The sequence below is a fragment of the Pelatocladus sp. BLCC-F211 genome (assembly GCF_041928655.1).
Classification (GTDB): domain Bacteria; phylum Cyanobacteriota; class Cyanobacteriia; order Cyanobacteriales; family Nostocaceae; genus Pelatocladus.
Genome location: NZ_JBHFLM010000067.1, coordinates 1 through 24,299, shown reverse-complemented (window position 1 = coordinate 24,299; position 24,299 = coordinate 1). Strand labels below are relative to the sequence as shown.

Sequence of the window (24,299 nt, the reverse complement as noted above, 5' to 3'; positions counted from 1 at the left end):
AACTGTAGCCTGCGGCAAGCCGCTGACGCGTCTACACTGTTAACTGTTCACTGTTAAAGGCAACTTCACAGTAAATATACTACCTTTTCCAACCTCTGAACTTACTTCGATACTTCCTTTGTGTGCTTCCACAATTCGTCGAGAAAGATACAGTCCCAAACCACTACCAGAACGCTTATGACTTCCTTGGCGAAATCGTTCAAATAAAGTTGCTTGTTCTTCAACAGGAATACCAGAACCTGTATCTACTATTTTGATAGTTATATTGTCGCCATCGGTGGTATACGGTACAAGAGTGATGGTAACAGAACCTTGATCAGTGAATTTGATCGCATTACCGATCAAGTTGGTGAAGAGGCGATGTAATTCTAAGCGATCGCCAATAACTTTACTTTTACTAGACTCTTCATCAAAATCCAATAAGAGTGCTAGTTGCTTTGCTTCGGCTAAAGGAGTTAGTTCACCTGCAACTTCTTTGAGTAATTGTCCCAATTCAATCGGCTGAAACGCTAGGGTTTTACGACCCGCCTCAAAACGGTACACTTCTAGTAAAGTATTCACCATCGCTAGCAAATTGGTGTTGCTACGTCCCATGATCGTGATCACTTCCTGCATCGGTGCTGATAAACTTCCCAAAGCACCTTCCGAAAGTAGTGTTAGCATCCGTTCTGCTGCAACCAGAGGTGTGCGTAAGTCGTGGGTGAGACGAGAGACGAAATCTTCTCTTTGGCGGGCGATTTCATCTCGTTCATCAATACTATGCTTCAACCGCAGAAGCGATCGCACTCTTGCTAACAACTCATCCACTGTCACAGGTTTACGGATAAAGTCATCAGCACCCAAATCTAAACCTTGGGCGACATTGGGTGAATCGTGAGCTGTTATCAGTAAAATCGGGATAAACGGTAAACTCTTATTTTCTCTGATCCTCTTAGTTACTTCATAACCATCCATCCCTGGCATCATCAGATCCAATAATACTAAGTCGAAAGTAGCCTCAGCAATTTTCGCCAATGCAGAAATACCATTTTCTGCTGTGCTAACTGTATAGCCTTCTTCTTCCAATATGGTTTTGATCAAAAATACGTTATCAGGAGAATCATCGACTACCAGTATTGTATCTGAGTAAGAACCTTGTGTAATCATTGACATCTATAAAATTCAGTAATAGTTAATTTATATTTGATTTTATTAGTATTAATGATATCTAAATTTTTCTAAAATTGTTCTTAGCTAATCAATTGTTACTTTTATTTCTTGCCCCTAAAAATATTACGTTAAAAGAATAATTAAAACTCACAAATATTTTTTAGATTTTTTTGATAAAAACTGGGAAAAATCAAGTCAAAAATGCCAAAAAATCCTAATTCCTGTTTTTTATCAAGCAATAGATCATCACTAACTCTCATCACATAAAATATATTTATTTTACGTTAACTTCAAAAAAGGGTGTAGGGGTGTAGCAGTGTAAAAATATTCATATTTTCATGTACATCTACATCCCTTTAACCTTTTCCTTGAACCATTTTCCCAATTTAATAGGGTGGATAACCAAAATCATCCTCATCAGGATAAATATAGGAATTAGAAACCCCCGCCGCTACCATCTTCGGTGGTTCTGCTTTAATAGGTTCTTTGCCAAACTCCTTATATTCTTCGTAATTTTTGATAATTATCTCCGATTCTGGAGAATCAGAAGCTATGAGATATTGGGTTAAAGTTGAAACCGTGGGATGTTTATAATCCACAGTAGAAGCAACCAAAACTGTATTTGGTTCAATACCTCTTTCTTCTGAGTCAATAATTGGGCAAAAAATGCCGTGAGCGTGAAATAATGGCCCTTTTGGTGTTAAAGGTAACTTGCGGTAAGCAGCATAGGTTTTTTCCAATTCCGCGAGAAATCCACCTGTAATTCTGCCTTGTTGATATTCACAATAGGATTTACTAAAACTTGCTCCGGCTGCGCCATTCAAAGTAAGTTGTAGTGGGAATTCATGCAAAAATTGTTTATTTTCTCCGACTACAAAAATTAGATACCGTGTAAAAGTTTTAAATTTAAGTTTATCTGCTAAAAAAGCGTCATAATTATCTCTTAGTGTACCTAGTTTGACACCAGTTTCTCGGTCTTTGACGGACAATGGCCCGCGTCGCACAACTACTAAGCGTGGGGTAGTAGTGATATATACTGTTTCAGAACCGGAGCTAAATTCGTGTTCCATTTGTTGCCAATTTTCATCCGGCTGAAACCCCACAGCATGGGCATTATCCAGCTTGATTGCTAAACCATAAGACTGAATATGATCTTGGCTATACCGAGGATTAATCATCTGACACCAAGGGAGGACTTGAGAAGGCGGTGCGTTAAACTTATCGTCCTCAAAGTCGAATTTTCCAGATGTTTTCATTGTCTTTGTTTTGAGCATTGGTGAGTGTCTTGCAAATCCAGTTTAAGAAAATTGTAGAGAATTGGTGTTGATAGTGGCTTTTGTTAATTCAGACACAATAAGTCCATAGTTTGCTAGGACAGAAAATAGGCAAAAATTAGGCGATCGCACCCCAGGCAAGGAAGTTAAACAATAATACCTTGTGTATCGACGCCAAACACATTTATCAAGCAGATTTTAACAACAGCTTTAGACAACGAGGAGAACAGCCTCATAAACGTTACTAATTCCCCAAAACTCTGCGTCCCTCTGCGCTGACTCTGTGTTCCTCTGCGTTGGAATTACAGAGATTGTAGAGAATGCAATCGTAGTATTAACTTAATAATTTGCCACCCACTCCCAACACAACTGCCGAAAATGCTCACCTCGCACTTCAAAATTAGGATACTGATCAAAACTTGCACACGCAGGCGACAGTAAAACTACAGATGCTTGATGTTGTTTAGCTAATTCTGCTGATCTGCTAACAGCTTTATCCATGGTTTCCACAATTTCGTAATTGGTGTATCCCACTTCTTGCAAACGTTGAGCAAAAGTATTCGCAGCATCACCAATTAGTAAAACAGCAGCAGCTTTGGTTTTAATTTTTGCCATCCAAGCAGTATCATCACCAGCTTTAGCTTCACCACCAGCTATTAAGATTACAGGACTTGACACCGATGCTAACCCAACCTCGGCAGCATCGTAATTAGTAGCCTTGCTATCGTTGATAAAATCAATACCTTCCCAAGTACAAATGTGTTCTAGGCGATGGGGAACACCAGGAAACTCGCTAATGGCACGAGATATAGCATCGTTATCAATTCCAGCTAATCGCGCCGCAGCCACAGCCATAAGTAGATTTTGCAGATTGTGTTCTCCTACCATCCGCAACGCAGATACTTTCACAATCGCTGTATCTTGTCCCGAACTATCATGATGCGTCTGGAAAACCAAGCCATCTTGAATGTAAAAGCCTTTTTCGCCAATCAAGAAATCTTTACCTTGCACACTTGTCCAATAGGCATCAGGCCAATCACTCAAACCAACTTTACGCAAGTATGCGTCATCACCATTAAAAATTTGAATCTCACTCTGACGCAACAGACTAGCTTTAATATTGTAATAATTCTCTAATGTTTTATGGCGACTGAGGTGATCGGGAGTAAAAGTAGTCCAGACACCGATACGTGGTTTCAAGGTAGAAGAAGATTCTATTTGGTAACTGCTAATCTCTGCAATCACCCAATCAAGGGAATTTTGGATTACCCTGCGCTTCGACACTCCCTGTCTTCCGTAGGTAGCCGCAGAAGCGTCTATAGATTTTGGATTTTGGATTACAGTAGCTTCTTCCTCACCGCGTCCCTGCGTCTCCCCTCTCCCTTGTCTTTCTCCAAAAGAGAGAGCAACTTCACAAGCAGCATAGCCAATGTTACCGCAAGCCGGAGCATGTAACCCTGCTGTTTGGAAAATGCTTGCAATTAAAGAAGTAGTAGTAGTCTTACCGTTAGTACCAGTAATCGCCACCCAAGGTATAGATGTTAAATACCGCCATGCTAGTTCCATCTCGCCGATGGTTTCTATACCCAAATCCCGTGCTTGGACTAGTACGGGGATATCCCAAGGAACACCGGGACTCACAACTATTAGCTGGGGTAAATCTGCTTGAGTTAAATCCAGAGAATACCCTAGTTCAACAGTGATTTGTTCGGCAAGGAGTTCTTGTTGTTGCGTACGGAGGTTAGAGGAGGTGTTGCGATCGCTTAACACCACCTCCCAACCGTCCCGCTTCAACAATCTCGCCGCCGCAATACCGGACTTTCCTAATCCAATTACATGGGCTTTGGGCATAGACTGTAGCAGAATTCCCTGGTTAAGCACACCTTATCCTAACGTTTCTTGGCACAATTTACACAATATTTTTATAGACTTTAGCTACAAATTTTTTACAACTGCGCCAAAATCTGCTAACACGCGCGCGTGGTTACGCAGCAAACCCAGCAAATTTAATCGATTGCGCTTAATATTGGGGTCTGGATCTATTACCAAAACACTTTCCGGTCCATCAAAAAAGTTACTCACGGTGGGAGCAATTTTTTCTAATCCTGCTACCAACAGTTGGTAATTACGCGAATTTTGTGCGGCTTGAGTTTGGGGAACTAATTCTACTAAGGCATGGTAAAGTGCTGTTTCACAAGACTTTTGGAATAGTTCTGGCTGAATTATAGTTGTCGGATCAAGCTGCTTGGTATCTAAATCACCTTGCGCTGCTAAACGGGTAGAACGGTTGACGGTTTCGTAGATTTTGTCTAAGGTGCCATCTTTGCGGATTTTTTGCAAAAATAAGGCGCGATCGCGCACATCTAATAAATCCTGTAATGCTCTTTGGGTATATTCTGGGTCATTTTCGCCCAACACAGCATTCACCAAGTCATAATCTATTTGTTTTTCTTCTTGCAACAGTGTCCGAATGCGTTGTAAGAAAAATTCTTGCAAAGTCGCAACTAATTCTTGTTTATTCTTGTTATGTTTGGCAACAAAATCTGTAGCGATTTGCTCCAATAACTGTTGTAAATTAATCCCTAAATCTGTTGCCCATGTGATGTTTACAACTGCATTTGCAGCGCGTCGTAAGGCAAAAGGATCAGAAGAACCTGTGGGAATCATCCCTAAACCAAAGATACCGACTAAAGTATCTAATCTATCTGCTAAACCTACAACTTGACCTGTAATTGTTTGTGGTAGAATATCATCTGCACCACGAGGCAAATAATGTTCAAAAATTGCTGTTGCAACCGCTTCTCCTTCTCCACTTGCTAAAGCATATTTTTGTCCCATGTTTCCCTGCAACTCTGGAAATTCATAGACCATTTGGCTGACTAAATCAGCTTTGCATAATAATGCAGCACGGTGGACATGATGACTTTGCTGTGGATTTAATTGCAATTGTTCAGCGATTTGTGCAGCAATTTGAGAAACTCGTCCGACTTTATCTAGCAGTGAACCTAAGTCTTCTTGAAAAGTAACTTTTGCTAACTGGGGTAAAAAACTATCTAACGGATTTTTTAAGTCAGCATCATAGAAGAATTTACCATCAGCTAAACGAGCGCGAATCACTCTCGCATTCCCAACAGCAATAATATTTGATTTTGCTGTATCGCCATTGGAAATAGTGATAAAATAGGGCAGTAATTTTTGCTGATTGCTATCTTTAAATATCGGAAAATAACGCTGGTGATGCACCATTACAGTAGTAATTACTTCTGTAGGCAAATTTAAAAAATCGCTTTCAAATTCACCAATTACTGCTGAAGGCCATTCGACTAGATTTGTAACTTCTTCTAATAGTTCTGGGTAAATTTCTACAGAACCATTTAACTTATTAGCAGATTTTGTGACTTCTTCAACGATAATATTTTTCCGTTCCTCGACATTCACAATAACCGAAGCTAGACGCATTACAGCTACATAATCGATAGCTTGGGGGATTGTAACTGGTTGGGGATGTAAAACTCGATGAGCTTGAGAGATGCGATCGCTTTTAATCGTCTCAGAACCATTCACCAATTCTATGGGCAGTATCGCATCATCTAACAAACTCACCAACCAACGGATCGGACGAGAAAACCGCAAATCCCCATCACCCCAGCGCATCAACCGTTTACCTTCTAAAGCCAAAATCCACTGAGGGACAAGTTCTGTTAAGATTTCCGCTACCTGACGACCGGGAATCAGCTTGCGTACAAACACAAAATCACCTTTATCTGTGCTGCGAATTTCAAAAGCATCAAGTTCCACACCTTGCTTTTTGGCAAAACCTTGTGCTGCTGGGGTGGGTTTTCCGTCTTTAAAAGCAGTTTGGGCGGGTGGGCCTTTAATTTCTTCTTCCCTGTCGGCTTGCTGGGATGGTAAACCTTTAATCAATACTGCTAAACGTCGCGGAGTACCGTAAATTTCTACAGATTCACTGTTGAGACTATTTTCTCGGAGACTTTGAGGAATCAGCGATTTCCACTGTGCGATCGCACTACTCAAAAAGCTTGCAGGTAATTCTTCTGTACCAACTTCTAATAAAAATGCTTTTTTGCTTGTATTTTCAATAATTTGAGAATTCATAAACCTGGTACTACACAAACGATATACAAATTTAAGTCTAGTTCAGCAGACAAAGTTAGCTTATCTAGTTTGACGCTCTCCTTACCTATAGTAAAGAGATTCACAACGAGGCAGTGTGGCGTCACTGTAGTAGACTATACCAGAAGCTTGTAACGTATTTGCCTGATATAGCCTTAAGAGGGAACAGCCGGAATTCCCCGTTGGCTACTTGCACTAAGGTACTTTGCATCTACATGAGTTTTTGTAGAGAATTTCAGTACCAACAAATATGTTTGTAGACTTTATTTATTTAAAAAGTAAAAAAATATATGCTCTTTCTAAATGAAATAATCATCAAATATTAAATTTTTCATCTTTACCATGTCTTATAAAAAACTCAAATTTACAATTTCAGGTGTTAATATCACTTATTTACTTGCTGTAGAGATAAGATCCCCAACTTCTGAAATAAGTCGGAAATCTGGGCTTCGCGATTCTTAATCTTAGCAACCAAGCTCATATTTATTACTCTTTGCTACAGTAGTTTAAAGCACTAAGTAATTAGAAAAATATATTACGTAAAAGTGAAAGGTGTATTTTGTAAATTTACTTACTGGTAAGCATGTAGCTTCACAAAAAGATTAGCTAAATTTATTCAAATCTTTCAAAAGAAAAATAGCTAGGTATCTCGCTAAAGACCTAAAGTTTTGTTAAGATGCAAATGCTGGTAAATTAAAAAAGCGAAAATCAGCCATCAAGCTGTGAAGAAACAAATAGTACTAGCACAACAGAGTTAAAGAGAGCAAAGCTATGACCACCTACATTTTGTTTGATGAAGCCCTCCACATGCTTGTAAATGCCTTTTTGATATCGGTAGGTCTGCTGATTGCAGGTTCTGGTATTGGTTTGGCAGTAATTGAAACAATAGAAAAAACAGGCGATCGCCAAATCTCTCCCAGGCAATTCCGCTAATTGCAAGCAAAAAATGTAACTTATTGTCGAAAACCATTGAGTGCTGTGTTCACTAGACAAAAATCCTGGGAACACTAAGGTCAAGAGTCTCACAGAGTTTCATTAATTACCTAAAATATGAAAAATACTCGGTAATTATACAGAGACTAAGACCAGAGCAAAGGAGCAAATTACAATGGGTTTATTCGACAAAATGTCCGGCGCACAGAGCCAAGTTCAAGACGCATTCACTCCAGCAGAAGCATTTGCCGCCATTACTCTGGCAGCAACAGCCTCAGACGGTTATCTCTCTGAAGAGGAGGCGCGTGCTATCTCATCTACGCTGTCTCGCATGAGACTTTTCAGAAGTTATTCTCATGATGTCATTATTAGGATGTTTGACAAACTTCTGGGAATTTTAAAGGGTGAGGGTATTGATGTTTTATTTAATGCTGCTAAGGATTCTCTACCAAATGATTTGCGGGAAGCGGCTTTTGCAGTAGCCACGGATTTAGTATTAGTTGATGGAGTCGTTTCTCAGGAAGAGCGAGACTTTTTGAATGATTTATACCAAGCTTTAGGTATTTCCAGTGATATCGCCACAGAAATAGTGAAAGTGATGTTGATCAAAAATAGGGGATAGTTTCAGATACTTTAGCAATACATCTAACATCACTGTCTCAATGAAGAATAGGGGACGCTTTTTATCTTTTCCTGCTGATTCAAAAATCTGCTTTGGCGATCGCTGAGAGTATTTCTGCGCGATCGCTCAAAATAATTATATTTATCTACACTTCGACTGGATGCTGTCCGTAGAATGGAAGTGCTTCTGACCAATGAAGATGCTTTCCTGCTTGCCATTCCAAATATGCTAGCTGCAAAATGCTTGTCACTGTTGCAGCTAACTCTGATTTGGCTTCAACTAGTTGATAATCACTATTCCAGGTTGCTAACTTTTTCTGCCATGCTTCTGGTGTGAATACAGTATCTGGTAACAACACTTGGAGTCCCAAACCATCAGGTGCAGGTTGATAGATAGCAGCAAAAATTTGACCCCTTTGTGCCGGCATTTGTACAGCAATTACACTCTTGTTTGCTTGTGACAAAGCTACTGCTGCTAATGTGGAGATAGCAAATACAGGAATTTCTAACTGTTGTCCCAAAGTCCTAGCAGCAACCACCCCAATCCGAGTTCCAGTAAAACCACCTGGTCCCTTAGCTACAGCAACAAAGCCCAAGTCTACCCAAGTTTGGGGTTTAATAAATTCGATTAAGTATTGATGCATCAAACTGGATAATTCACGTTCCAAATTCCAGATAGCAAAACGCGCATCTCCAGCAAAGTTACTAATTGCCAAACCCAATTCAGGGGTTGTAGTGTGAAACGCTAATCCGTATCGTTTGGGGTCGAGATGTTCCAATTCAGTAGACAAAGCAAATAACTTGATTTATTTTACCAGGTATGAAGCGTAGAGACGTAACACAGCACATCTCTACGACTAACTCACTAAGCACTAACTAGTCAATAAACAACAAATACTATTCCTCTTCAGAAGCATCATCCATATCTTCGTCTTCGTCCTCATTTGTTTTGCTGACAGAGTTAGCGGAAACAACAGCTCCTTTTTCTAGTTTTTCCCGGACTAGCTGCTTAATTTGTTCAGCAAATTCTGTTTTTTCTTCTAAGTACTTAATGGCGTTATCTCGACCTTGGGAAATATTGTCGCCATTGTAGCTATACCATGCTCCCTTACGGTTAATTACACCAGTTTCTTCTGCCAAATCCACAAGACAACCCAAGGTAGAAATACCTCTACCAAAAATGATGTCGAATTCTGCAATTCTAAAAGGTGGCGCAACTTTATTTTTCGCAACTTTGACTTTAACGCGATTACCAAATTCCTCAGTTCCTTTTTTCAAGGTTTGAATCCGGCGGATATCTAAGCGTACCGAAGCGTAATATTTAAGTGCATTACCACCAGTTGTAGTTTCTGGATTTCCGTAACTGATACCAATTTTTTGTCGTAACTGGTTGAGGAAAATAACTGTGCAGCCAGATTTACCAATATTACCAGTAATTTTACGGAGGGCTTGGCTCATCAATCTTGCCTGAAGACCAACGTGAGCATCACCCATATCGCCTTCGATTTCTGCACGGGGAACTAGGGCTGCTACCGAGTCAATAACGACTATATCTACTGCTGCTGAACGAACGAGTTGATCGACTATTTCTAATGCTGATTCTCCTGTATCTGGTTGGGAAACCAATAAGTTTTCTGTATCTACACCTAAAGCTGCGGCGTAGGTAGGATCTAAGGCGTGTTCAGCATCAACATAAGCAGCAATCCCACCATTTCTTTGCACTTCTGCAACGGCGTGTAGTGCTAATGTCGTTTTCCCAGAACTTTCTGGACCATATATTTCAATTACTCGACCTTTGGGTAAACCGCCGCCTAAGGCCAAATCTAAAGTCAGCGCCCCACTAGAGATGGTTTCTACCCGCATCCGGGTGGCGTCGCCCAAGCGCATGATTGTTCCTTTGCCAAAAGTACGCTCAATCTGGTTGAGTACCATGTTGAGCGCTTTTTGCTTGCCAGCATTGTCAGTATTAACAGCCATTCCTACCTCTATATATATGGATTTAGGGAGTGTTGCTTGGGAAGTTTTATAGAACAGATATACTATTTTGACATTTTTCTGTGGCTAGTCGCTACATAGTGCGAACTACTCTATCTTGGTTATTATGCAGTATGTATTAGCTATGCGCCTGGTCAAGCGCTACTATAGGCATATTTTTACGTTTATTTACAAGACATTTGTTGATTCCCGTCTAGCTATTTAGTCTACAAGCATAATGAGTGCTGATTTTACTGACTTTGTGATTCCTGATACAGCTGTCTCCGTTGCTGGTTTGACTGATTACATTCGCTTGCTACTAGAACAAGATGAGCAATTGCGGCAAGTTTGGGTAATTGGAGAAGTTTCCAGTGCTAACAATCATCGTAGTGGTTTATTTTTTACTCTGCAAGATCCCGATCATGGAGCAGCAATTAAATGTGTGGTGTGGAATGGGCAATTGCCTAAACTGATGCAAAGACCGACTGTGGGTGAGCAGTTAATTATTTTGGGCAGTATCCGAATATACCCAGCACGGGGAGAATATCAGCTTTCTGTTTGGCAAGCTTTACCGGCTGGTGTGGGTTTGCAGGCGTTGCGTTATCAACAACTGCGAAACCGCTTAGAAGCAGAAGGATTGTTTGATCCACAAAGGAAAAAATCGCTTCCACTTCATCCTCAAACTATTGCTGTTGTTACTTCACCGACTGCTGCTGCTTGGGGTGATATCCAAAAGACTTTGAGACACAGATATCCAGGTTTACATGTTTTATTTTCTCCTGCCACAGTCCAGGGTGAGCAAGCACCAGAGTCTATTGTCAAGGCAATTGAACGGGTCGAACGTGATGGACGGGCTGAGGTATTAATTTTATCACGGGGAGGGGGTGCGGTTGAGGAGTTGGCTTGTTTTAATGATGAGCGAGTGGTACGAGCAGTTGCTAATTGTGCTATTCCTGTCATTACTGGCATTGGACATCAAAGGGATGAGTCTTTGGTGGATTTAGTTGCAGATGAGAATGTGCATACTCCGACTGCGGCGGCTGAACGAGTTGTTCCTGCCCTGGAAGACCTATATAATCAGCATCAACAGCGAGTTATAAGTTTACAGCAGGTTGTGCAGGGGAAGTTAACAACAGCTGAAAATCAACTGCAAGGATTGGGGGAACGTTTGCGGCGTTTGCGCTTAGATAAGCAAGTACAGCAACAGATGCGGATGCTGATTTGGCAACGTCAGAAATTAGTGCAAATTACATCTGGTAAACTACAACAAGCAACTCAGCATTTAGAGATGTTACGACAGAAGCTGACAACTCTTGACCCGAAAGCTGTATTAAAACGTGGTTATGCAGTGGTGAGACAAGAGAATGGGATGATTGTTCGCAATGCGACTGAGTTAGCTAAGGGGCAAGAGTTGGTGATACAGTTGGGACGGGGTGAGGTTAAAGTCAGGGTGACGGAAGTAGGAGACAAGGGGAGCCACTGCGTTGCGCGGGTCCCCCGCGTTGTAGCACGTGGCGTGGACAAGGGGGACAAGGGGGACAAGGGAGACAAGGGAGACAAGGGAGACAAGGGAGACAAGGGAGACAAGAAGCAGGGAGATTTTAGCAGGGATCAGGGAGCAGGAAGACGCAGAGGACGCGGAGATTTGCATGGTTAAGCGCAGTAGTTCTTCTAATTCTAAGTCTGTAGAAATAGAAGTTTGGAGTTATGAGGCGAAGGTTGCTGAAATTGAGGGTATTATCGCTCGCATTGAGGCGGGTGAGTTGGATTTGGCTGATGTGTTTGAGCAATTTGCTAAGGCTGTTGAGTATTTAGGTGAGTGCGAAAGTTTTTTGCAACAGCGACAACAGCAAGTAGATTTGTTGATTGAAACTTTGGATGATAAATAGTTAGCGATCGCACTGGCTGGTTTTCAATCAACTGTTTGTATAGAAGGGAGTAACTATCGATACTGGCTGTTCTGCTTCACTGATGGGAGCGGGTTTCATTTCGCCGCGAAAGTCGATGATTTGTACGAGGAGTAGGTAGGCGATCGCTAAAATAATGGAAAAAACACCTGTAATAATTGCGACAACTTTTGAACTATTCATCTGTATTCCTAGATGCGAGATGAGAACGAGAGTTAGCCATCATGAACTGATGACAAATGACGAATGACGATCCTTACGAGTTAACTTTATTCGTGCCGATCTAGTTAATTATGATATTACACTGAATTTCTCTTTTGTGTTAATCAAAAATTGATTAAGTGACTTGATCAGTTTTTTGATAGACAACAGTAATAAGAATATTCTTTCTGTGTGTCGGAATCCCAAAATATTTTGAATTAAATTATATGTTATGCGTTTACTTGGATGCTTAAAATCGGGAGATAAGATTAAAGTTTTTTCCAGAAATCGCAGGTACATTGAATAGTCAAATCTCAATGATTCTCGTGCCAATTCAAAGTAAGATAAGGCTAAAGCATAACGATATTTTAGGATCAATTTGTTTGACTGTAATAGCCTGTTTTGTGCCTTCTGTAGTACTAAATGTTGGCATTCTACCCAACGAGATTTACTATAAGTAGAAACTGTCACATTGCCGTATCTTCTATAAACTGCATAGCAACCTGGTTGATATACTACTTTTGCACCACTCATAACAACTGATAAAAAGAAATCTCGATCTTGTGCAGCTAATAAGTTTTCATCCCACCCGTTGCTATTTTCGACTGCGCTTCTTTTGTAAAGTAATGAGGCGACAGCAGTCCACCAATTTGCTAGTAGAGATTCCAGGATGTCAGCTTGTGATTGGGCTATTTGTATAGGCGCTAAAAAACTTGTTCCATCTGCATAATGATGTTTATATCTCCAATCACCATAAACAACATCAGCTCCTGTTGTTTCTAAAAAATTTACTTGTCTGGCAATTTTTTCAGGTAAGATATAGTCGTCTGCATCTAGGTACTGGATATACTCTCCTTTTGATAAATGAAAGCCATAATTTCTGACATGGTTTCCACCTTGATGGGGTAAGCTTTTCCAAATAATTCTATTGCCATAGGTTTTGAGAATTTCTAAAGAATTATCAGTTGAACCATCATTGATCACTAGAATTTCGAGATTGGGATAGGTTTGTTGTAGGCAGCTATCAATTGCTTCTTTTAACCATTTTTCTGCGTTAAAACAAGGAATGATGACTGAGACAAGTTTTGACATTTTTGTTTGACTCTGTGTTGTAAAATGACCATAAATAGATTATTAATACCATATAAATCAAGGTATTTTTCGGAGTCAGGAGATATTATTAGTATTTTTAATCTAAAAATACTTAAAATTAACTAAGTAAAAATTATTCCAAACATTGAAAAATGGTTTGGAATATTGAGCGTAATTATTTTAAAGCCAAATTAAACTTTTTTGGATTTGAGATTTTGAATTGAAAAACTTTGCTATAACATCGATTCAATAAGGACTAAAGTCCTTACTACGAACTTATTTAAAAATTCTTACGTTAATTCACATTGATGAGTTTTTAGTTTACAACTTTCCATTGTCGGGGTTGATAAAACAAAGATTGATTGGTAATCGTATTTGCTTTGACTGTAAATCTAAAAGATTCGACTGCATCAAAGGAGTAGGCGCCTTCTTTGATAAAAACTTTGGCATTGTATACACCAGGATTCAAGCAACAAAAAGGCATATACATTTGTAATTCATTTTTGCCCGGTAGAACTTTTAAATAATTATTGTCGCTGGCTGCTGTGAGATATAAAATGCGACCGTTTTCTCCACCAATATCTGTAATTGTGACACAGAGATTAGCGTTAGTTACTCTCCGATGTGCTTTGCATTCCACACACAGAGAAGCAGATGCGCCACTTATAGGTGTTTCTACAAAATTTCCTTGCTCATCTTTAAAATATACAGAAGTAATGTCTATACCTGTACTTTCACTCTCAGGTTTTTCTGGTAAAACCAAGTAACCTGTAGATTTTTCTGTACCAGCTAGACATAAATCTTCTTCATATTTACGAACAACAGTATCTATATCGCCAGCAGAAATCAATTTACCTTTTGATATATAAACTGCCGAAGTACAGACATTTAAAATTGCTGGAGGATTATGAGAAACTAAGATAAAAGCAGTGCCATTTTCTCGAAGTTTAGCCAGTTTGCGATGGCATTTCATTCTAAACTTGATATCACCAACAGCTAAGACTTCATCAATGAGTAAAATATCTGGTTCGATATGCACAGCACAAGCAAATCCTAGTCGTGCAGCCATCCCAGAACTATAAGTTTGTACAGGTGCATCAATGGCATCGGCAATTTCAGCAAAGTCTATGACATCTTGAAATTTTTCTTCAATTTCTTTTGTAGATAGACCCAAGATTGACATATTAGCATAAATATTTTCTCGCCCTGTCAAAATCGGATTAAAGCCTGCTCCCAAAGCAATTAATGGTGCAATTCTACCTCTAACTTTAACTCTGCCAGTATCAGGTTTAATCAAGCCACTAATAATACGTAGAATTGTACTTTTACCAGCTCCATTCGACCCAATTAATGCTAGGGCTTCTCCCCGACGGAGTTGAAAGCTAAGATCCTTGAGCGCCCAAAATTCTTTTGGTCTTAAAGAATTACTTTTTCTATTGGCACCAAACAATTCTGTGGTAATATCTTGAACACCATATAACAAAGATTTTTTTAAGTTTCTACAAAATTTTTTCGAGACATTTTCTACTGAAATGACGACTTCAGTATCATCTTGAGGCTGGGTAGAAAAATTTTGTTCGATTAAATCTGTCATAATTATGAACTAACTCTTTCTACTACGAAAGGCATAGCTAGACGAAATGTAATCCAAGTGAGTAGTAAACCGATAATAGTAATGCCACTAACTACCCAAAATCCTAAAGGTTCTGATACTATGCCTGTGGTTGCTAACTCTCTAGTTGTAACTAATAAAGGAGTAACAGGGTTAAGCTTTACTAAAAATCTAAATATTCCATCACTAGGAATTTCATAGACTACTGGTGTTAAAAACAGCCAAAAACCTGTGATTAAAGTTAGTCCTTTAGACACATCTTGATATAAGATTCCGAAAGGAGCTAATAAAATACCGATGAATGTTCCGAGTAAAACTAAGTGAATTAATGCGACTGGCGTTAAAATCACTGTCCAACTTACAGAAACACGAAAGAAGATAAATAAGGCAATTATCAAAATTACTTTAATGGCAAAATTAAAAAATACTTCGCCTAGCTTTGCCAAAATTAGTGCTTCGCGGGGAAAATTAACTCTGGCTAACATCGGTTTTGCAACTGTCACTGCTTGTACTGGGCCATTTAATGCTTCCACAAATGTTTGCCAGAGAGCAGTGCTAAACATGACGTAAGCTGGATAGGGTATATCTGTTTTCCCGACATTAATGACTTGGGCATTATTGGCAAGGGTAAAGCTGATTGCCATGACAATTGGGGGTAAAAAGGCCCAGACTATTCCTAAAAATGATTGACGGTACTGGGCGCTAATATCGCGGATCATGAGTCGCCAAGCAAGTTCACGAGAAGCGAGTAAGTCTCGCCACATTTGTTGGAATAATCGGAGGGGATGTTTCAGACTACTTTCGGGTGTATGAATAACCTCATGTAGCTGAGATTTTGAACGCGTTTTGTGCTTCAAAGTTTTCACCCTACTACACTGCATATATATATTTCCCTTCACAGGTAAGTGTTTTCCACTACCTTATGACTGAGGTATTCTCAGTCATGAGATTGTGATCCGGGAAAATTGTATTTTTATCTACTGAACAATAAAAAAAGATTATCGCGATCGCAGTTTTCTGGCAATGATCTGCGGCACATACAGAGGGTCGTATGAAGATTTGATCATGATTGACCGTAGCCTGCCAAAATATTTATTGCCTGGATTACAAGGATACATAGCTAGTTGAGGAGCTGCTTGAGAAATCAGATCAAGTTGATATTTGGCATTGAGGCGACGGTTTTCGGGGATACTCAGCATTAACGCATAGGTGCGAGCAGCGTTAACAATGGGAATTCTCTGGATATTACTAAGGTCATACAACTGTTCTTTGGAACTTTGCCAACCAGCGAGGCGTTGTTCAATGTAAAATCTGTCTCGCCAATCCATGTGTTCTTGGGGATTTTGTTTCACCCATTCTAACCATTCACAAATACCTGCGATCGCACTTGAGTTTAATGGTTCGCCATAAGTGCGGGCAATTTGTCGAGTGCAGATTTCGATGTCATCTATATTATCAGGAAAACATTTTCGCCACATGGCTTTACCCACTTCAAAGCACCAACCACCCACAGAAATTCCGTCTAAAGAATCTCGCACACTTTGAAGAAAAGGTAAGGCGTCGCCTTCTGAAACATGACCTGCGGTATGTTCGGCGACGAGTTCTTTACGGTTGGCTTTGCTGTTGCGTCCTTTTAAAAAGATGTGCTGATATCCGAGTTTGTCTGCTAATGTGGCTGGTAGGATGCGATCGGCTACTGACATCCTGGCAGCGATGCGAGTAAAGGGTGTGATTTTGACATTACCACAAGATGCCATTGCTAGTACCAAGCGTGAATCAACACCAGCCGAAAGTCCTAGCCAAACTCTGTTCTCTAGTTGATAAAGTCGTCGCAGTGCTGTAATCATGCTTTGGCTTAAAAGATCCAAAGCCTCTTCATAGTCAAGTTCTGGATTGATTGGGGGCAGCAAAGGTCGGGGATGAATGCTACCATCTTTGAGGTGAATGACTTGACTGGGTAAAAGACGACTTATTTCCCCAAACCCAGAAAATGGTGGTGTAAACCAGGACACTCCCTGTTGATAACATAACTGTCGGCAATCAGCCTTTGGTAAAAGTATATCGTTAAGTAAAGCTGCACTACTCGATACCCAAGGTTGACCGTCGCGGGTGCTTCCATAAAAGCAACCGAGAAGCCCAGAAGCATCCATGTGTACCTGGCCCTTACCAATCAAGACCCAACGACCAGCCCAACTTGTATAGAGTTTGGGTATGTCTTCACTAGCTGTCCGAGAAATCTCTGTTAGTGGTTCTGATTGGAACTCTAGCGTTTCCACAGCCACTCCCAGAATTACCCAAGCAACTCCGTCAGCATCCTTTGTCCAAGTGGCACGAAGTTCGGGACAATAGGAAATCCAACGGTCGGTGTCTAACTGGCGACAATGCCAGTCTTCATACACAGGGAAAACTTCTGGTCCAATTATAAACTGGCGGCGATGCGGCCGCATTAATAGGGATTTAGTAGGAGGCACAGATTCTTTACTCATGGAGGTTGTGTCCTTGTTTTTCCAGGTCACACCCTGATTAACTTTGTGATGACAGTGTTGTAGATGTAGGTGGGGGTGGGGGCGGAACTTGATTTTTTCGTCCTTGCAAGTATCTTCTTGCATAGCGAGAGGTCAGATAATGGTTTAAGGCCTTGTCCATTTCTCGGAGAATTTTCCCTACTACACGAGAACCAAATTGTCCCAAAGGAATTTTACGGACGAGGGGATTGACAATTGTCATATCTCGCCGCCATCCTAAGCGTTTGTATTTGTTTTGGAAATACTCATCTTCTGTCAGATTCCATTTATCACGTAAACGCTTCAAGCTGGCTAGTTCCCAAGCATCACTCCACCGCAGCATGTAGAAGTGTAAGTCTGTCCATTTTAAGGGCGGGCCTGGTACGTAGGTTACTAAAGATGCGGGTTCCAAGTAAACTGTTCCGCCCGCTTCACTGACTAAAACACACAAATCTACGTGTTCTTTCGTGTTCAGCAGTCCCTCATCCAAAAGACCAATTTGATCAAAAATTTCTTTACGTACGAGCATACAGTGAAACTCTGCCAATCCGGTTGGTTGGCGTTGCAGTTGGGGACGCACATCAGCTACTTTTCGTCCCTGTTTATAAATTTTCTCAATCATCCGCCGTCTGGTAGTCTCGCCTTTAGTTTCGACCTTGACTCCAGATTCCCCACCTGCACAATGCACTTCTGTATGTAGGGGTAGGTATTGACAGACGAGGGGACTAACTATAGTTGCGTTGGTGGCTTCTGCACAGTCTACCAATGCTTGCAACCAGCCAGGTGTCACCGCGACATCGTTATCCATAAACACAACATATTTACTGTTGACTTGGCGTAAACCGATGTTTCTCGCGTGGTTGGGAGAAAGGTAGTGAGCAGTGCGGATTAATTGAAACTGTTTTTGGGCTGCTTTTGCTTGCAGATAATTTTTGATGTCAGCAGGTGAACCACCATCTACATAAATTAATTTAAAAGGATAATCTGTATTGTCGTAAATACTTTCCAAGGATTCACGGCTATAGCTAAAACGTTCACGGGGAACAACAACAATCGTTACCTCTGGTTCTGATAATAAAGATTTATTCATGATTATGCTCTTTTTTAAGTGTGGAATAAAACAAGCCAGTGTAACTGTTCTAAATTTTTTTGACTAGTAGCCCATATCACCTTTTTTCCATTGATTGAGGAGTGACCGGAGATGGTTGCAGATGATCCATGATGACTTGCTGATATATTTCGACTAGTTCATCATTGAGGTGATTTATATCGTAATGTTTTTCTACATAAGCACGACCAGCTTTAGCCATTTTTTCCCATAATTCTGGATGCTCAATTAAGTAAGTTAATTTATCTGCGATCGCATCTGCATTTTGTTCTGGTACTAAGAAACCAGAAATCCCATCTTGCACTAGTTCCGGAATACCTCCGTGTCGAGTTGCAATCACTGGTAAACCCATAGCCATTGCTTCTTTGAGGGTATTAACAGGTGCATCCTGATTTCCATCTTTAGCTGTGACACTAGGAGCGATAAAAATATGAGTATTATCGATAATTTGAATAATTTCTTGTTGATTTTTCCAGCCTAAAAGCTTAACTTGTTCTGCAACACCCAGTTCGATAATTACTTGCTGCAAATGTTCCTTTAACGCTCCATCGCCGACAATATTATATTCCAAGTTGGGATAGGTTTTTAAAACTTTCGCAACGGCACGAATGCCATACTCTATTCCTTTTTTTTCAACCAACCGACCAGTTGTGGCAATAGAGATTTTCCCATCTTCTAGAGGCTGGCGTGTCCGAAAACTAAACCGACTACAATCTATTCCCGAACCGTGAACAATAATCTTTTTTTCATCACATCCTAATTTAATGGCTCGCTGGCGGAAAAACTCACAATTTGCCAGGAAAAAATCCCCTTTGATAAACAATTGATCGTAGACATTTTCTCCATATTCTTTTACATACCAGCTGATATCATAGCCCCGAAAAGTGGTAATTAACTTGCCTTGAATCGCCCCGATTTCACGATAAATCATTCCCTCGTTGCCTTGGATACCAAATTGAGAGTGAATGATATCATATGATTCGGTATTTAATAAAGGGATAATAGAGTATAAGATCCTTAAAGACGCTGCACGCTCATGATATTTAAATATGTTGAGCGATCGCAGTATGACTAATGGAGCTTTATAAAAATTTGTAATGATTAACCACAGTGCTTTAAGTAGCCGCCAGAGTTTATTTTGAGGAAGATTCGGAGCATAGAAAGTGGATTTTAGCAAGTCATATTTTTCTACGTCTGGATGATATTTAGTAGTATCATTAGGTCTATAACCGTAAATATGAACTTCGTGACCTCGGTAAATTAGACCTGTAATCTGATTCAAAATAAATGTTTCCGATAAGACTGGAAATTTGTTGACTATGAAAGCTATTTTCATACACTCATGCCACCAGGTTACTAGCTATTTATCAACAGCTATACTATCTGCTTGCGTTATTTAAAGATGCACTCTTAAAACCTAACTATCTTTTGTTGGCAATAAATATAACAAAAGACACCGTAATCATTGTTTCACAAAAAAGCCGAATAGTTAAACTTTATTTGAAATGGAAAATACACAAGCCATCCTCGAACAGGATTTTGGATTGAACCCCAGCCTACAATCCTTTGTAGAGACGTAGAATTGCTACGTCTCTACATTTGGTGGAATATTGTTGGTGTGATGAAGTCGCTAGGATCAAGATCAGTAACTTTGCTGGAATAAAATTCTATGTCTTTAACTGAGGAAATTCTTTCGCAATTACCAGGCGATGTTTTGGGAGGGTTGCGTCGTAGCGATCGCATCTTAACATCAATCAGAGAAGGTAAAGTCCCAGTACCAACAGCAGTTAAAGAAAATCAGCAACAATTGGGTGCTGTCGATTGGGATGTGTTGATTTGTGGTGGCACTTTAGGGATTTTAATTGGTTGCGCCTTAGCTGTGCAAGGGTTTCGAGTGGCGTTACTCGAACGGGGGATATTGCGGGGAAGAGATCAAGAATGGAATATTTCTCGCCAAGAACTAGAAGTTTTTTTAAAATTATCTTTATTAACAAACGCAGAATTACAACAAGCGATCGCCACAGAATACAATCCAGCTAGAGTCGGGTTTGACAATGGTGTAGAGATTTGGGTAGAAAACGTCTTAAATATTGGTGTAGATCCAGTGTATTTACTGGAAACATTAAAACAGCGATTTCTGGCTGTAGGCGGAAAATTATTTGAAAACACGCCTTTTGGAGAAGTAGTGATTCATCCAGATGGAGTCATAGTTAACAATCAATACAAAGCCAGATTGCTACTTGACGCCATGGGACATTTTTCTCCAATTATCCAACAAGCGCGACAAGGGCGAAAACCAGATGCGGTGTGCTTAGTGGTTGGAAGTTGCGCTCAAGGTTTTCCAGAAAATCACACTGGGGATTTAATCTTATCGTTTACACCGATTCAAAAACAGTGCCAATATTTTTGGGAAGCTTTTCCCGCTAGAGATGGTAGAACTACTTACATGTTTACCTATATGGATGCAGATCCACGACATCTAGGATTAGAAGCTTTGTTTGAAGACTATCTGCGCTTAATGCCAAAATATCAAAATGTGGAATTGTCGCAGTTAAAATTTCAAAGGGCGCTATTTGGCTTCTTTCCTTCCTATCGCCAAAGTCCCCTACATACACCCTGGAGTCGCATTCTCCCAGTCGGAGACAGCAGTGGAAATCAATCACCTTTGAGTTTTGGTGGTTTTGGGGCGATGGTACGTCATTTACAGCGATTAACCCAAGGTATTGATGAAGCACTGCAAACTGATCAATTATCTGCCAATGCATTAGGACTATTGCAACCATATCAACCGAGTTTGAGTGTGACTTGGCTATTTCAAAAAGCTATGAGTGTCGGTGTTAATCAAAAAATTGCTCCGGAACAAATTAACGAATTGCTATCAGCTGTATTTCAGCAAATGCAAGAATCAGGTGATATGGTTTTAAAACCATTTTTACAAGATGTAGTCAAGTTTCCAGCCTTAACGCAAACCTTGTTAAAAACAAATTTAGCCCATCCTGGGATTGTAGTTAAAATCATTCCCCATGTAGGTTTACCAGCTTTGTTAGATTGGCTGGTACATTACGGAAATTTGGCTGTATATTCTGCGTTGTTTTGGCTAAGTCAAATTTTAGAACCCTGGGAGAAATATTTACCCAACACTTCTAAATATTATTGGCGCCGTTGGGTTGATGCTTGGAAGTATGGTTCTGGTGGTGATTATGAGAACGGGGAATAGGGGATCGGGGATGGGGTAATAGTTTTGTAGGGTGTGTTGTCGCGCAGCGCAACGCACCGTCCACAATTAAAGTTTTGTAGGGTGCGTGCATCCGTGAGAGGTTAAAATAAAGTGCATTTTGTCAATCAGTTAAAATACTCAAAATAGCCTTATTGAAAATGATAATCGTGCGTGGGGGAGGGGAAAGGAGGCGAGCGTCGCTCGCCTCCTTTCCCCTCTATTTGATTATCATTATTAAAAAGTTTTTGAGAGTTAAAATTTCAAGCGAAAAGGTATTGTAACGGCAGAATAAATTTCTAAGAAGTGGGCAACATTTTAGTGTTGCCTACGACAAAGGTAACGCTGATGACCCGATTAAGTACTTTGCTGCAAAAGAGAATCAAGATTTAGGAGTTGTCAAAGCCATACGAAAGCCAGTCTCAAAGCTGGATTTATCGCCTTTTCCCGCACCCTCTTGACAAAAGTGCAATCACTCTAACCTCTCACTGATGCCTCTTGTTTGACAGGTTCAAATTTGGCGATCGCACCCTCGCAAATAAAATCTATACCGTTACCGGGTCAACTACTACAATCCCTTCTACTGCATAGCGGGTGAAATCACTAGTATTAAATGTCAAGATATGAGTTACACCGTTGGCTTTCATGCTGGCAACAAGGCGAGCATCATGCACTTGCACACCTGATACACTGTACGTAACCACAAGCCTACGCCATTCAGGATAAACAGCAGGTGTATCAGGCAATAATGAAAACAGACGTTCAATCCGTTGCAGCATTCGTTTTGCATCTGTGGGAGTCAAGCCAAAACCATTTCTTGCTATAGGTCTTGTGGCGACGTTCCAAAATTCGATACAGTTTTGCGATGAGATATATAGTGTGTGTTTATCAGTTCGTAGTTTTCGTATAGCAGTTTTTACGACTGGGTATCGTGGATCGCTTCTAAAAATAAAACGCAACAGAACGTTAGTATCTATAAGGTACACCACGTTTAAGGATGCTCCTGGTAAATACCCTCACGACTCACTGCATAATCTGATAATGGAAGTGCATCTGACCCAACACAAGCTGCAAAATCGTCAGCTAATTGGTCAGCAATTATCTCAAATTCATCATTATGAATTTCAGTATCTGTTTTTTGTCCTAGTAATACTTCTACTGTTGGTGCAAATGCATCAGCTAATAGCTGTCGAATGGTTTGGGTGTCTTGACGTGCAATACTTTCTCGTAGTTTTTGCTCTAATTCTGGCGATAATTGCAGGGTTATTGTGGTCATACCTTAATAGTACGGCTAAGAGAACGGCTCAACTTTTTTTATCTTATCAAGGTAATCAACGACCATCGTTGGGAATAAGTTTCTGCGATCGCGTAGCGGCTGCTTGGCAGCATCGCCATTCACTTCTATCAAAAAGCGATCGCGTTTTAAATTTATCCTGTAGTTGTGCGATCGCGTCTGAAATTTTTCCTATAGCTTAGGCCTATTTAATTAAAAAACTTGTTGAAGTTCAAGCTGCTGGTTTGAGACATTGCAAAAAAGCAAGAGCTTCAGGGTGGGGCGATCGCATAAATTCTTCTGGTGTTCCCAACACTATCAATTCTCCCCCATACATTAAACCAATTCTCGATGCCAAAACAAAAGCTTCTTGAATATCATGAGTCACAAAAACAACTGTTTTGCCTAATTCCTGTTGTAAGCGTTTAAATTCTCGCTGCAATTCCAAGCGCGTAATCGGGTCAAGAGCGCCAAAAGGCTCATCCATCAACAATACAGGTGGATCGGCTGCTAATGCTCTGGCGATACCAACTCGTTGTCTTTGTCCTCCTGACAATTCGTGGGGATACCTTTGAGCAAATATTTCTGGTTCTAAACCCACCAAATGCAACATTTCATAAACACGGCTTTTGATTTGGTTGGGCTTCCAATTTTCTAGTGAGGGAACCAAACCCACATTCCGCTCAACAGTAAAATGGGGAAATAAACCAGTTTCTTGAATTACATAACCAATCTTGCGCCGCAATTTAATTTCATTCCACTGGGTTGTGGGAATGTTGTTAAATAACACTTCGCCTTGGCTGGGTGTGAACAAGCGGTTGATTAATTTCATCGTCGTAGTTTTACCGCTTCCACTACGTCCAAGTAATATCAGCGCTTCTCCTTGAGAAATACTAAAATTCAGATTTGCCACCAGTGGGCGATGGTTACGACTAAAGGTAACATGGCGAAATTCAACAGCAATCTCCTGAGACATGGATGAGCTTTTGTGGAGGTTAGTTTTCTGTCATTATGTAATATTTTGCTTTTGATTGCAGAAGATAGGGAAAATATTCTTTTTGGGCCTCTTGTTGTTCACGAATGATTTTGAAATGCTGTAGTGCGATCGCATTCTCGCATTACTCATTCGTGAGAAAATTTGAAACAATAAGGCGAATATAATTCAATACGGTTCAGTTAAGAAGAAATGTAGGTTGGGTTGAGCGCAAGCGAAACCCAACAAAGCCTTGATAATGTTGGGTTACTCTGCGATCAGCCGCGCAGGGCGCGTCTACGTTCCTCAAACGCCAGGTGCTACAACTCT

22 protein-coding genes and 1 pseudogene are annotated in these 24,299 nt (G+C 40.3%); 7 read left to right on the top strand and 16 right to left on the bottom strand.

What is annotated here, in order from left to right:
- Positions 1–39: 39 nt before the first annotated feature.
- The 4 genes from ACE1AT_RS07800 to glyS form a co-directional block, all read right to left on the bottom strand.
- Entirely contained in the window at positions 40–1,152 is a 1,113-nt protein-coding gene (locus ACE1AT_RS07800) for a response regulator (RefSeq protein ID WP_374866966.1), read from the bottom strand.
- Between the two features lie 383 nt (positions 1,153–1,535).
- Positions 1,536–2,405, bottom strand: coding sequence for a DUF5895 domain-containing protein (locus tag ACE1AT_RS07795; protein WP_374866964.1), 870 nt, complete (start codon positions 2,403–2,405; stop codon positions 1,536–1,538).
- Positions 2,406–2,762: 357 nt separating this feature from the next.
- Positions 2,763–4,274, bottom strand: a complete 1,512-nt coding sequence (gene murD, locus ACE1AT_RS07790; protein WP_374866962.1) for a UDP-N-acetylmuramoyl-L-alanine--D-glutamate ligase — start codon at positions 4,272–4,274, stop codon at positions 2,763–2,765.
- Positions 4,275–4,358: 84 nt separating this feature from the next.
- On the bottom strand, positions 4,359–6,539 hold the full coding sequence (glyS, locus tag ACE1AT_RS07785; protein ID WP_374866960.1) for a glycine--tRNA ligase subunit beta: 2,181 nt from the start codon (positions 6,537–6,539) through the stop codon (positions 4,359–4,361).
- Positions 6,540–7,328: 789 nt separating this feature from the next.
- On the opposite strand from glyS, the gene ACE1AT_RS07780 reads away from it, so the two are divergent.
- Complete coding sequence (locus tag ACE1AT_RS07780) at positions 7,329–7,490, top strand: hypothetical protein (RefSeq protein ID WP_374866958.1); 162 nt, start codon at positions 7,329–7,331, stop codon at positions 7,488–7,490.
- Between the two features lie 175 nt (positions 7,491–7,665).
- Positions 7,666–8,112 carry a tellurite resistance TerB family protein gene (locus tag ACE1AT_RS07775; RefSeq protein ID WP_374866956.1) on the top strand — a complete coding sequence of 149 codons (447 nt, stop codon included), beginning with the start codon at positions 7,666–7,668 and terminating at the stop codon, positions 8,110–8,112.
- Between the two features lie 145 nt (positions 8,113–8,257).
- On the opposite strand, the gene tsaB is transcribed toward ACE1AT_RS07775, so the two are convergent.
- Together tsaB and recA are read right to left on the bottom strand one after the other, a co-directional pair.
- The gene (gene tsaB, locus ACE1AT_RS07770; protein ID WP_374866955.1) at positions 8,258–8,902 is read right to left on the bottom strand and encodes a tRNA (adenosine(37)-N6)-threonylcarbamoyltransferase complex dimerization subunit type 1 TsaB; all 645 of its coding nucleotides are present in this window, start codon (positions 8,900–8,902) and stop codon (positions 8,258–8,260) included.
- Between the two features lie 106 nt (positions 8,903–9,008).
- Complete coding sequence (gene recA, locus ACE1AT_RS07765) at positions 9,009–10,088, bottom strand: recombinase RecA (RefSeq protein WP_374866954.1); 1,080 nt, start codon at positions 10,086–10,088, stop codon at positions 9,009–9,011.
- Between the two features lie 235 nt (positions 10,089–10,323).
- On the opposite strand from recA, the gene xseA reads away from it, so the two are divergent.
- On the top strand, positions 10,324–11,742 hold the full coding sequence (xseA, locus tag ACE1AT_RS07760; RefSeq protein WP_374866952.1) for an exodeoxyribonuclease VII large subunit: 1,419 nt from the start codon (positions 10,324–10,326) through the stop codon (positions 11,740–11,742).
- Complete coding sequence (gene xseB, locus ACE1AT_RS07755; protein ID WP_374866950.1) at positions 11,735–11,974, top strand: exodeoxyribonuclease VII small subunit; 240 nt, start codon at positions 11,735–11,737, stop codon at positions 11,972–11,974. The genes xseA and xseB overlap by 8 nt, the downstream gene beginning before the upstream one ends.
- Positions 11,975–12,001: 27 nt before the next feature.
- Here the strand turns inward: xseB and ACE1AT_RS07750 are convergent, their stop codons facing one another.
- The 7 genes from ACE1AT_RS07750 to ACE1AT_RS07720 form a co-directional block, all read right to left on the bottom strand.
- The gene (locus ACE1AT_RS07750) at positions 12,002–12,175 is read right to left on the bottom strand and encodes a hypothetical protein (protein WP_374866948.1); all 174 of its coding nucleotides are present in this window, start codon (positions 12,173–12,175) and stop codon (positions 12,002–12,004) included.
- Between the two features lie 108 nt (positions 12,176–12,283).
- Entirely contained in the window at positions 12,284–13,285 is a 1,002-nt protein-coding gene (locus ACE1AT_RS07745) for a glycosyltransferase family 2 protein (RefSeq protein WP_374866946.1), read from the bottom strand.
- 316 nt (positions 13,286–13,601) lie between these two features.
- Positions 13,602–14,879, bottom strand: coding sequence for an ABC transporter ATP-binding protein (locus ACE1AT_RS07740; protein WP_374866944.1), 1,278 nt, complete (start codon positions 14,877–14,879; stop codon positions 13,602–13,604).
- 2 nt (positions 14,880–14,881) lie between these two features.
- Entirely contained in the window at positions 14,882–15,778 is an 897-nt protein-coding gene (locus tag ACE1AT_RS07735) for an ABC transporter permease (protein ID WP_374866942.1), read from the bottom strand.
- A gap of 117 nt (positions 15,779–15,895) precedes the next feature.
- Complete coding sequence (locus tag ACE1AT_RS07730; protein ID WP_374866940.1) at positions 15,896–17,383, bottom strand: hypothetical protein; 1,488 nt, start codon at positions 17,381–17,383, stop codon at positions 15,896–15,898.
- 37 nt (positions 17,384–17,420) lie between these two features.
- Positions 17,421–18,491: a glycosyltransferase family 2 protein gene (locus ACE1AT_RS07725; RefSeq protein ID WP_374866938.1), complete on the bottom strand. Its 1,071-nt coding sequence runs from the start codon at positions 18,489–18,491 to the stop codon at positions 17,421–17,423.
- A 76-nt stretch (positions 18,492–18,567) separates the two neighbouring features.
- Positions 18,568–19,845 (bottom strand): glycosyltransferase, encoded by a 1,278-nt coding sequence (locus ACE1AT_RS07720; RefSeq protein WP_374866936.1) that lies wholly within the window; start codon positions 19,843–19,845, stop codon positions 18,568–18,570.
- A gap of 333 nt (positions 19,846–20,178) precedes the next feature.
- Between ACE1AT_RS07720 and ACE1AT_RS07715 the strand changes: the two genes are divergently transcribed.
- Together ACE1AT_RS07715 and ACE1AT_RS07710 are read left to right on the top strand one after the other, a co-directional pair.
- Positions 20,179–21,726: an FAD-dependent oxidoreductase gene (locus ACE1AT_RS07715; protein WP_374866934.1), complete on the top strand. Its 1,548-nt coding sequence runs from the start codon at positions 20,179–20,181 to the stop codon at positions 21,724–21,726.
- Positions 21,727–22,037: 311 nt separating this feature from the next.
- Positions 22,038–22,172: pseudogene (locus tag ACE1AT_RS07710) on the top strand (IS4 family transposase); the annotation flags it as partial.
- Positions 22,173–22,268: 96 nt separating this feature from the next.
- Here ACE1AT_RS07710 and ACE1AT_RS07705 read toward each other — a convergent pair.
- Both ACE1AT_RS07705 and ACE1AT_RS07700 read right to left on the bottom strand, forming a co-directional pair.
- Positions 22,269–22,712 (bottom strand): type II toxin-antitoxin system VapC family toxin, encoded by a 444-nt coding sequence (locus ACE1AT_RS07705; protein WP_374866932.1) that lies wholly within the window; start codon positions 22,710–22,712, stop codon positions 22,269–22,271.
- Positions 22,713–22,714: 2 nt separating this feature from the next.
- Positions 22,715–22,999 (bottom strand): hypothetical protein, encoded by a 285-nt coding sequence (locus tag ACE1AT_RS07700; RefSeq protein ID WP_374866931.1) that lies wholly within the window; start codon positions 22,997–22,999, stop codon positions 22,715–22,717.
- Between ACE1AT_RS07700 and ACE1AT_RS07695 the strand changes: the two genes are divergently transcribed.
- Positions 22,990–23,199, top strand: a complete 210-nt coding sequence (locus ACE1AT_RS07695; protein ID WP_374866929.1) for a hypothetical protein — start codon at positions 22,990–22,992, stop codon at positions 23,197–23,199. The two genes, ACE1AT_RS07700 and ACE1AT_RS07695, sit on opposite strands and share 10 nt — an antisense overlap.
- Before the next feature lie 29 nt (positions 23,200–23,228).
- Here ACE1AT_RS07695 and ACE1AT_RS07690 read toward each other — a convergent pair whose 3' ends face one another.
- A complete protein-coding gene (locus tag ACE1AT_RS07690; RefSeq protein ID WP_374866927.1) occupies positions 23,229–23,972 on the bottom strand; it encodes an ATP-binding cassette domain-containing protein in 744 nt (247 codons plus the stop codon).
- Between the last annotated feature and the right edge of the window lie 327 nt (positions 23,973–24,299).

What these genes read in the sequence shown, in the direction of transcription:
- ACE1AT_RS07800 (WP_374866966.1), bottom strand. Translation starts at nt 1,152, where the DNA reads ATGTCAATGATTACACAAGGTTCTTACTCAGATACAATACTGGTAGTC.
- ACE1AT_RS07795 (WP_374866964.1), bottom strand. Translation starts at nt 2,405, where the DNA reads ATGAAAACATCTGGAAAATTCGACTTTGAGGACGATAAGTTTAACGCA.
- murD (WP_374866962.1), bottom strand. Translation starts at nt 4,274, where the DNA reads ATGCCCAAAGCCCATGTAATTGGATTAGGAAAGTCCGGTATTGCGGCG.
- glyS (WP_374866960.1), bottom strand. Translation starts at nt 6,539, where the DNA reads ATGAATTCTCAAATTATTGAAAATACAAGCAAAAAAGCATTTTTATTA.
- ACE1AT_RS07780 (WP_374866958.1), top strand. Translation starts at nt 7,329, where the DNA reads ATGACCACCTACATTTTGTTTGATGAAGCCCTCCACATGCTTGTAAAT.
- ACE1AT_RS07775 (WP_374866956.1), top strand. Translation starts at nt 7,666, where the DNA reads ATGGGTTTATTCGACAAAATGTCCGGCGCACAGAGCCAAGTTCAAGAC.
- recA (WP_374866954.1), bottom strand. Translation starts at nt 10,088, where the DNA reads ATGGCTGTTAATACTGACAATGCTGGCAAGCAAAAAGCGCTCAACATG.
- xseA (WP_374866952.1), top strand. Translation starts at nt 10,324, where the DNA reads ATGAGTGCTGATTTTACTGACTTTGTGATTCCTGATACAGCTGTCTCC.
- xseB (WP_374866950.1), top strand. Translation starts at nt 11,735, where the DNA reads ATGGTTAAGCGCAGTAGTTCTTCTAATTCTAAGTCTGTAGAAATAGAA.
- ACE1AT_RS07750 (WP_374866948.1), bottom strand. Translation starts at nt 12,175, where the DNA reads ATGAATAGTTCAAAAGTTGTCGCAATTATTACAGGTGTTTTTTCCATT.
- ACE1AT_RS07745 (WP_374866946.1), bottom strand. Translation starts at nt 13,285, where the DNA reads ATGTCAAAACTTGTCTCAGTCATCATTCCTTGTTTTAACGCAGAAAAA.
- ACE1AT_RS07740 (WP_374866944.1), bottom strand. Translation starts at nt 14,879, where the DNA reads ATGACAGATTTAATCGAACAAAATTTTTCTACCCAGCCTCAAGATGAT.
- ACE1AT_RS07735 (WP_374866942.1), bottom strand. Translation starts at nt 15,778, where the DNA reads ATGCAGTGTAGTAGGGTGAAAACTTTGAAGCACAAAACGCGTTCAAAA.
- ACE1AT_RS07730 (WP_374866940.1), bottom strand. Translation starts at nt 17,383, where the DNA reads ATGAGTAAAGAATCTGTGCCTCCTACTAAATCCCTATTAATGCGGCCG.
- ACE1AT_RS07725 (WP_374866938.1), bottom strand. Translation starts at nt 18,491, where the DNA reads ATGAATAAATCTTTATTATCAGAACCAGAGGTAACGATTGTTGTTGTT.
- ACE1AT_RS07720 (WP_374866936.1), bottom strand. Translation starts at nt 19,845, where the DNA reads ATGAAAATAGCTTTCATAGTCAACAAATTTCCAGTCTTATCGGAAACA.
- ACE1AT_RS07715 (WP_374866934.1), top strand. Translation starts at nt 20,179, where the DNA reads ATGTCTTTAACTGAGGAAATTCTTTCGCAATTACCAGGCGATGTTTTG.
- ACE1AT_RS07700 (WP_374866931.1), bottom strand. Translation starts at nt 22,999, where the DNA reads ATGACCACAATAACCCTGCAATTATCGCCAGAATTAGAGCAAAAACTA.
- ACE1AT_RS07690 (WP_374866927.1), bottom strand. Translation starts at nt 23,972, where the DNA reads ATGTCTCAGGAGATTGCTGTTGAATTTCGCCATGTTACCTTTAGTCGT.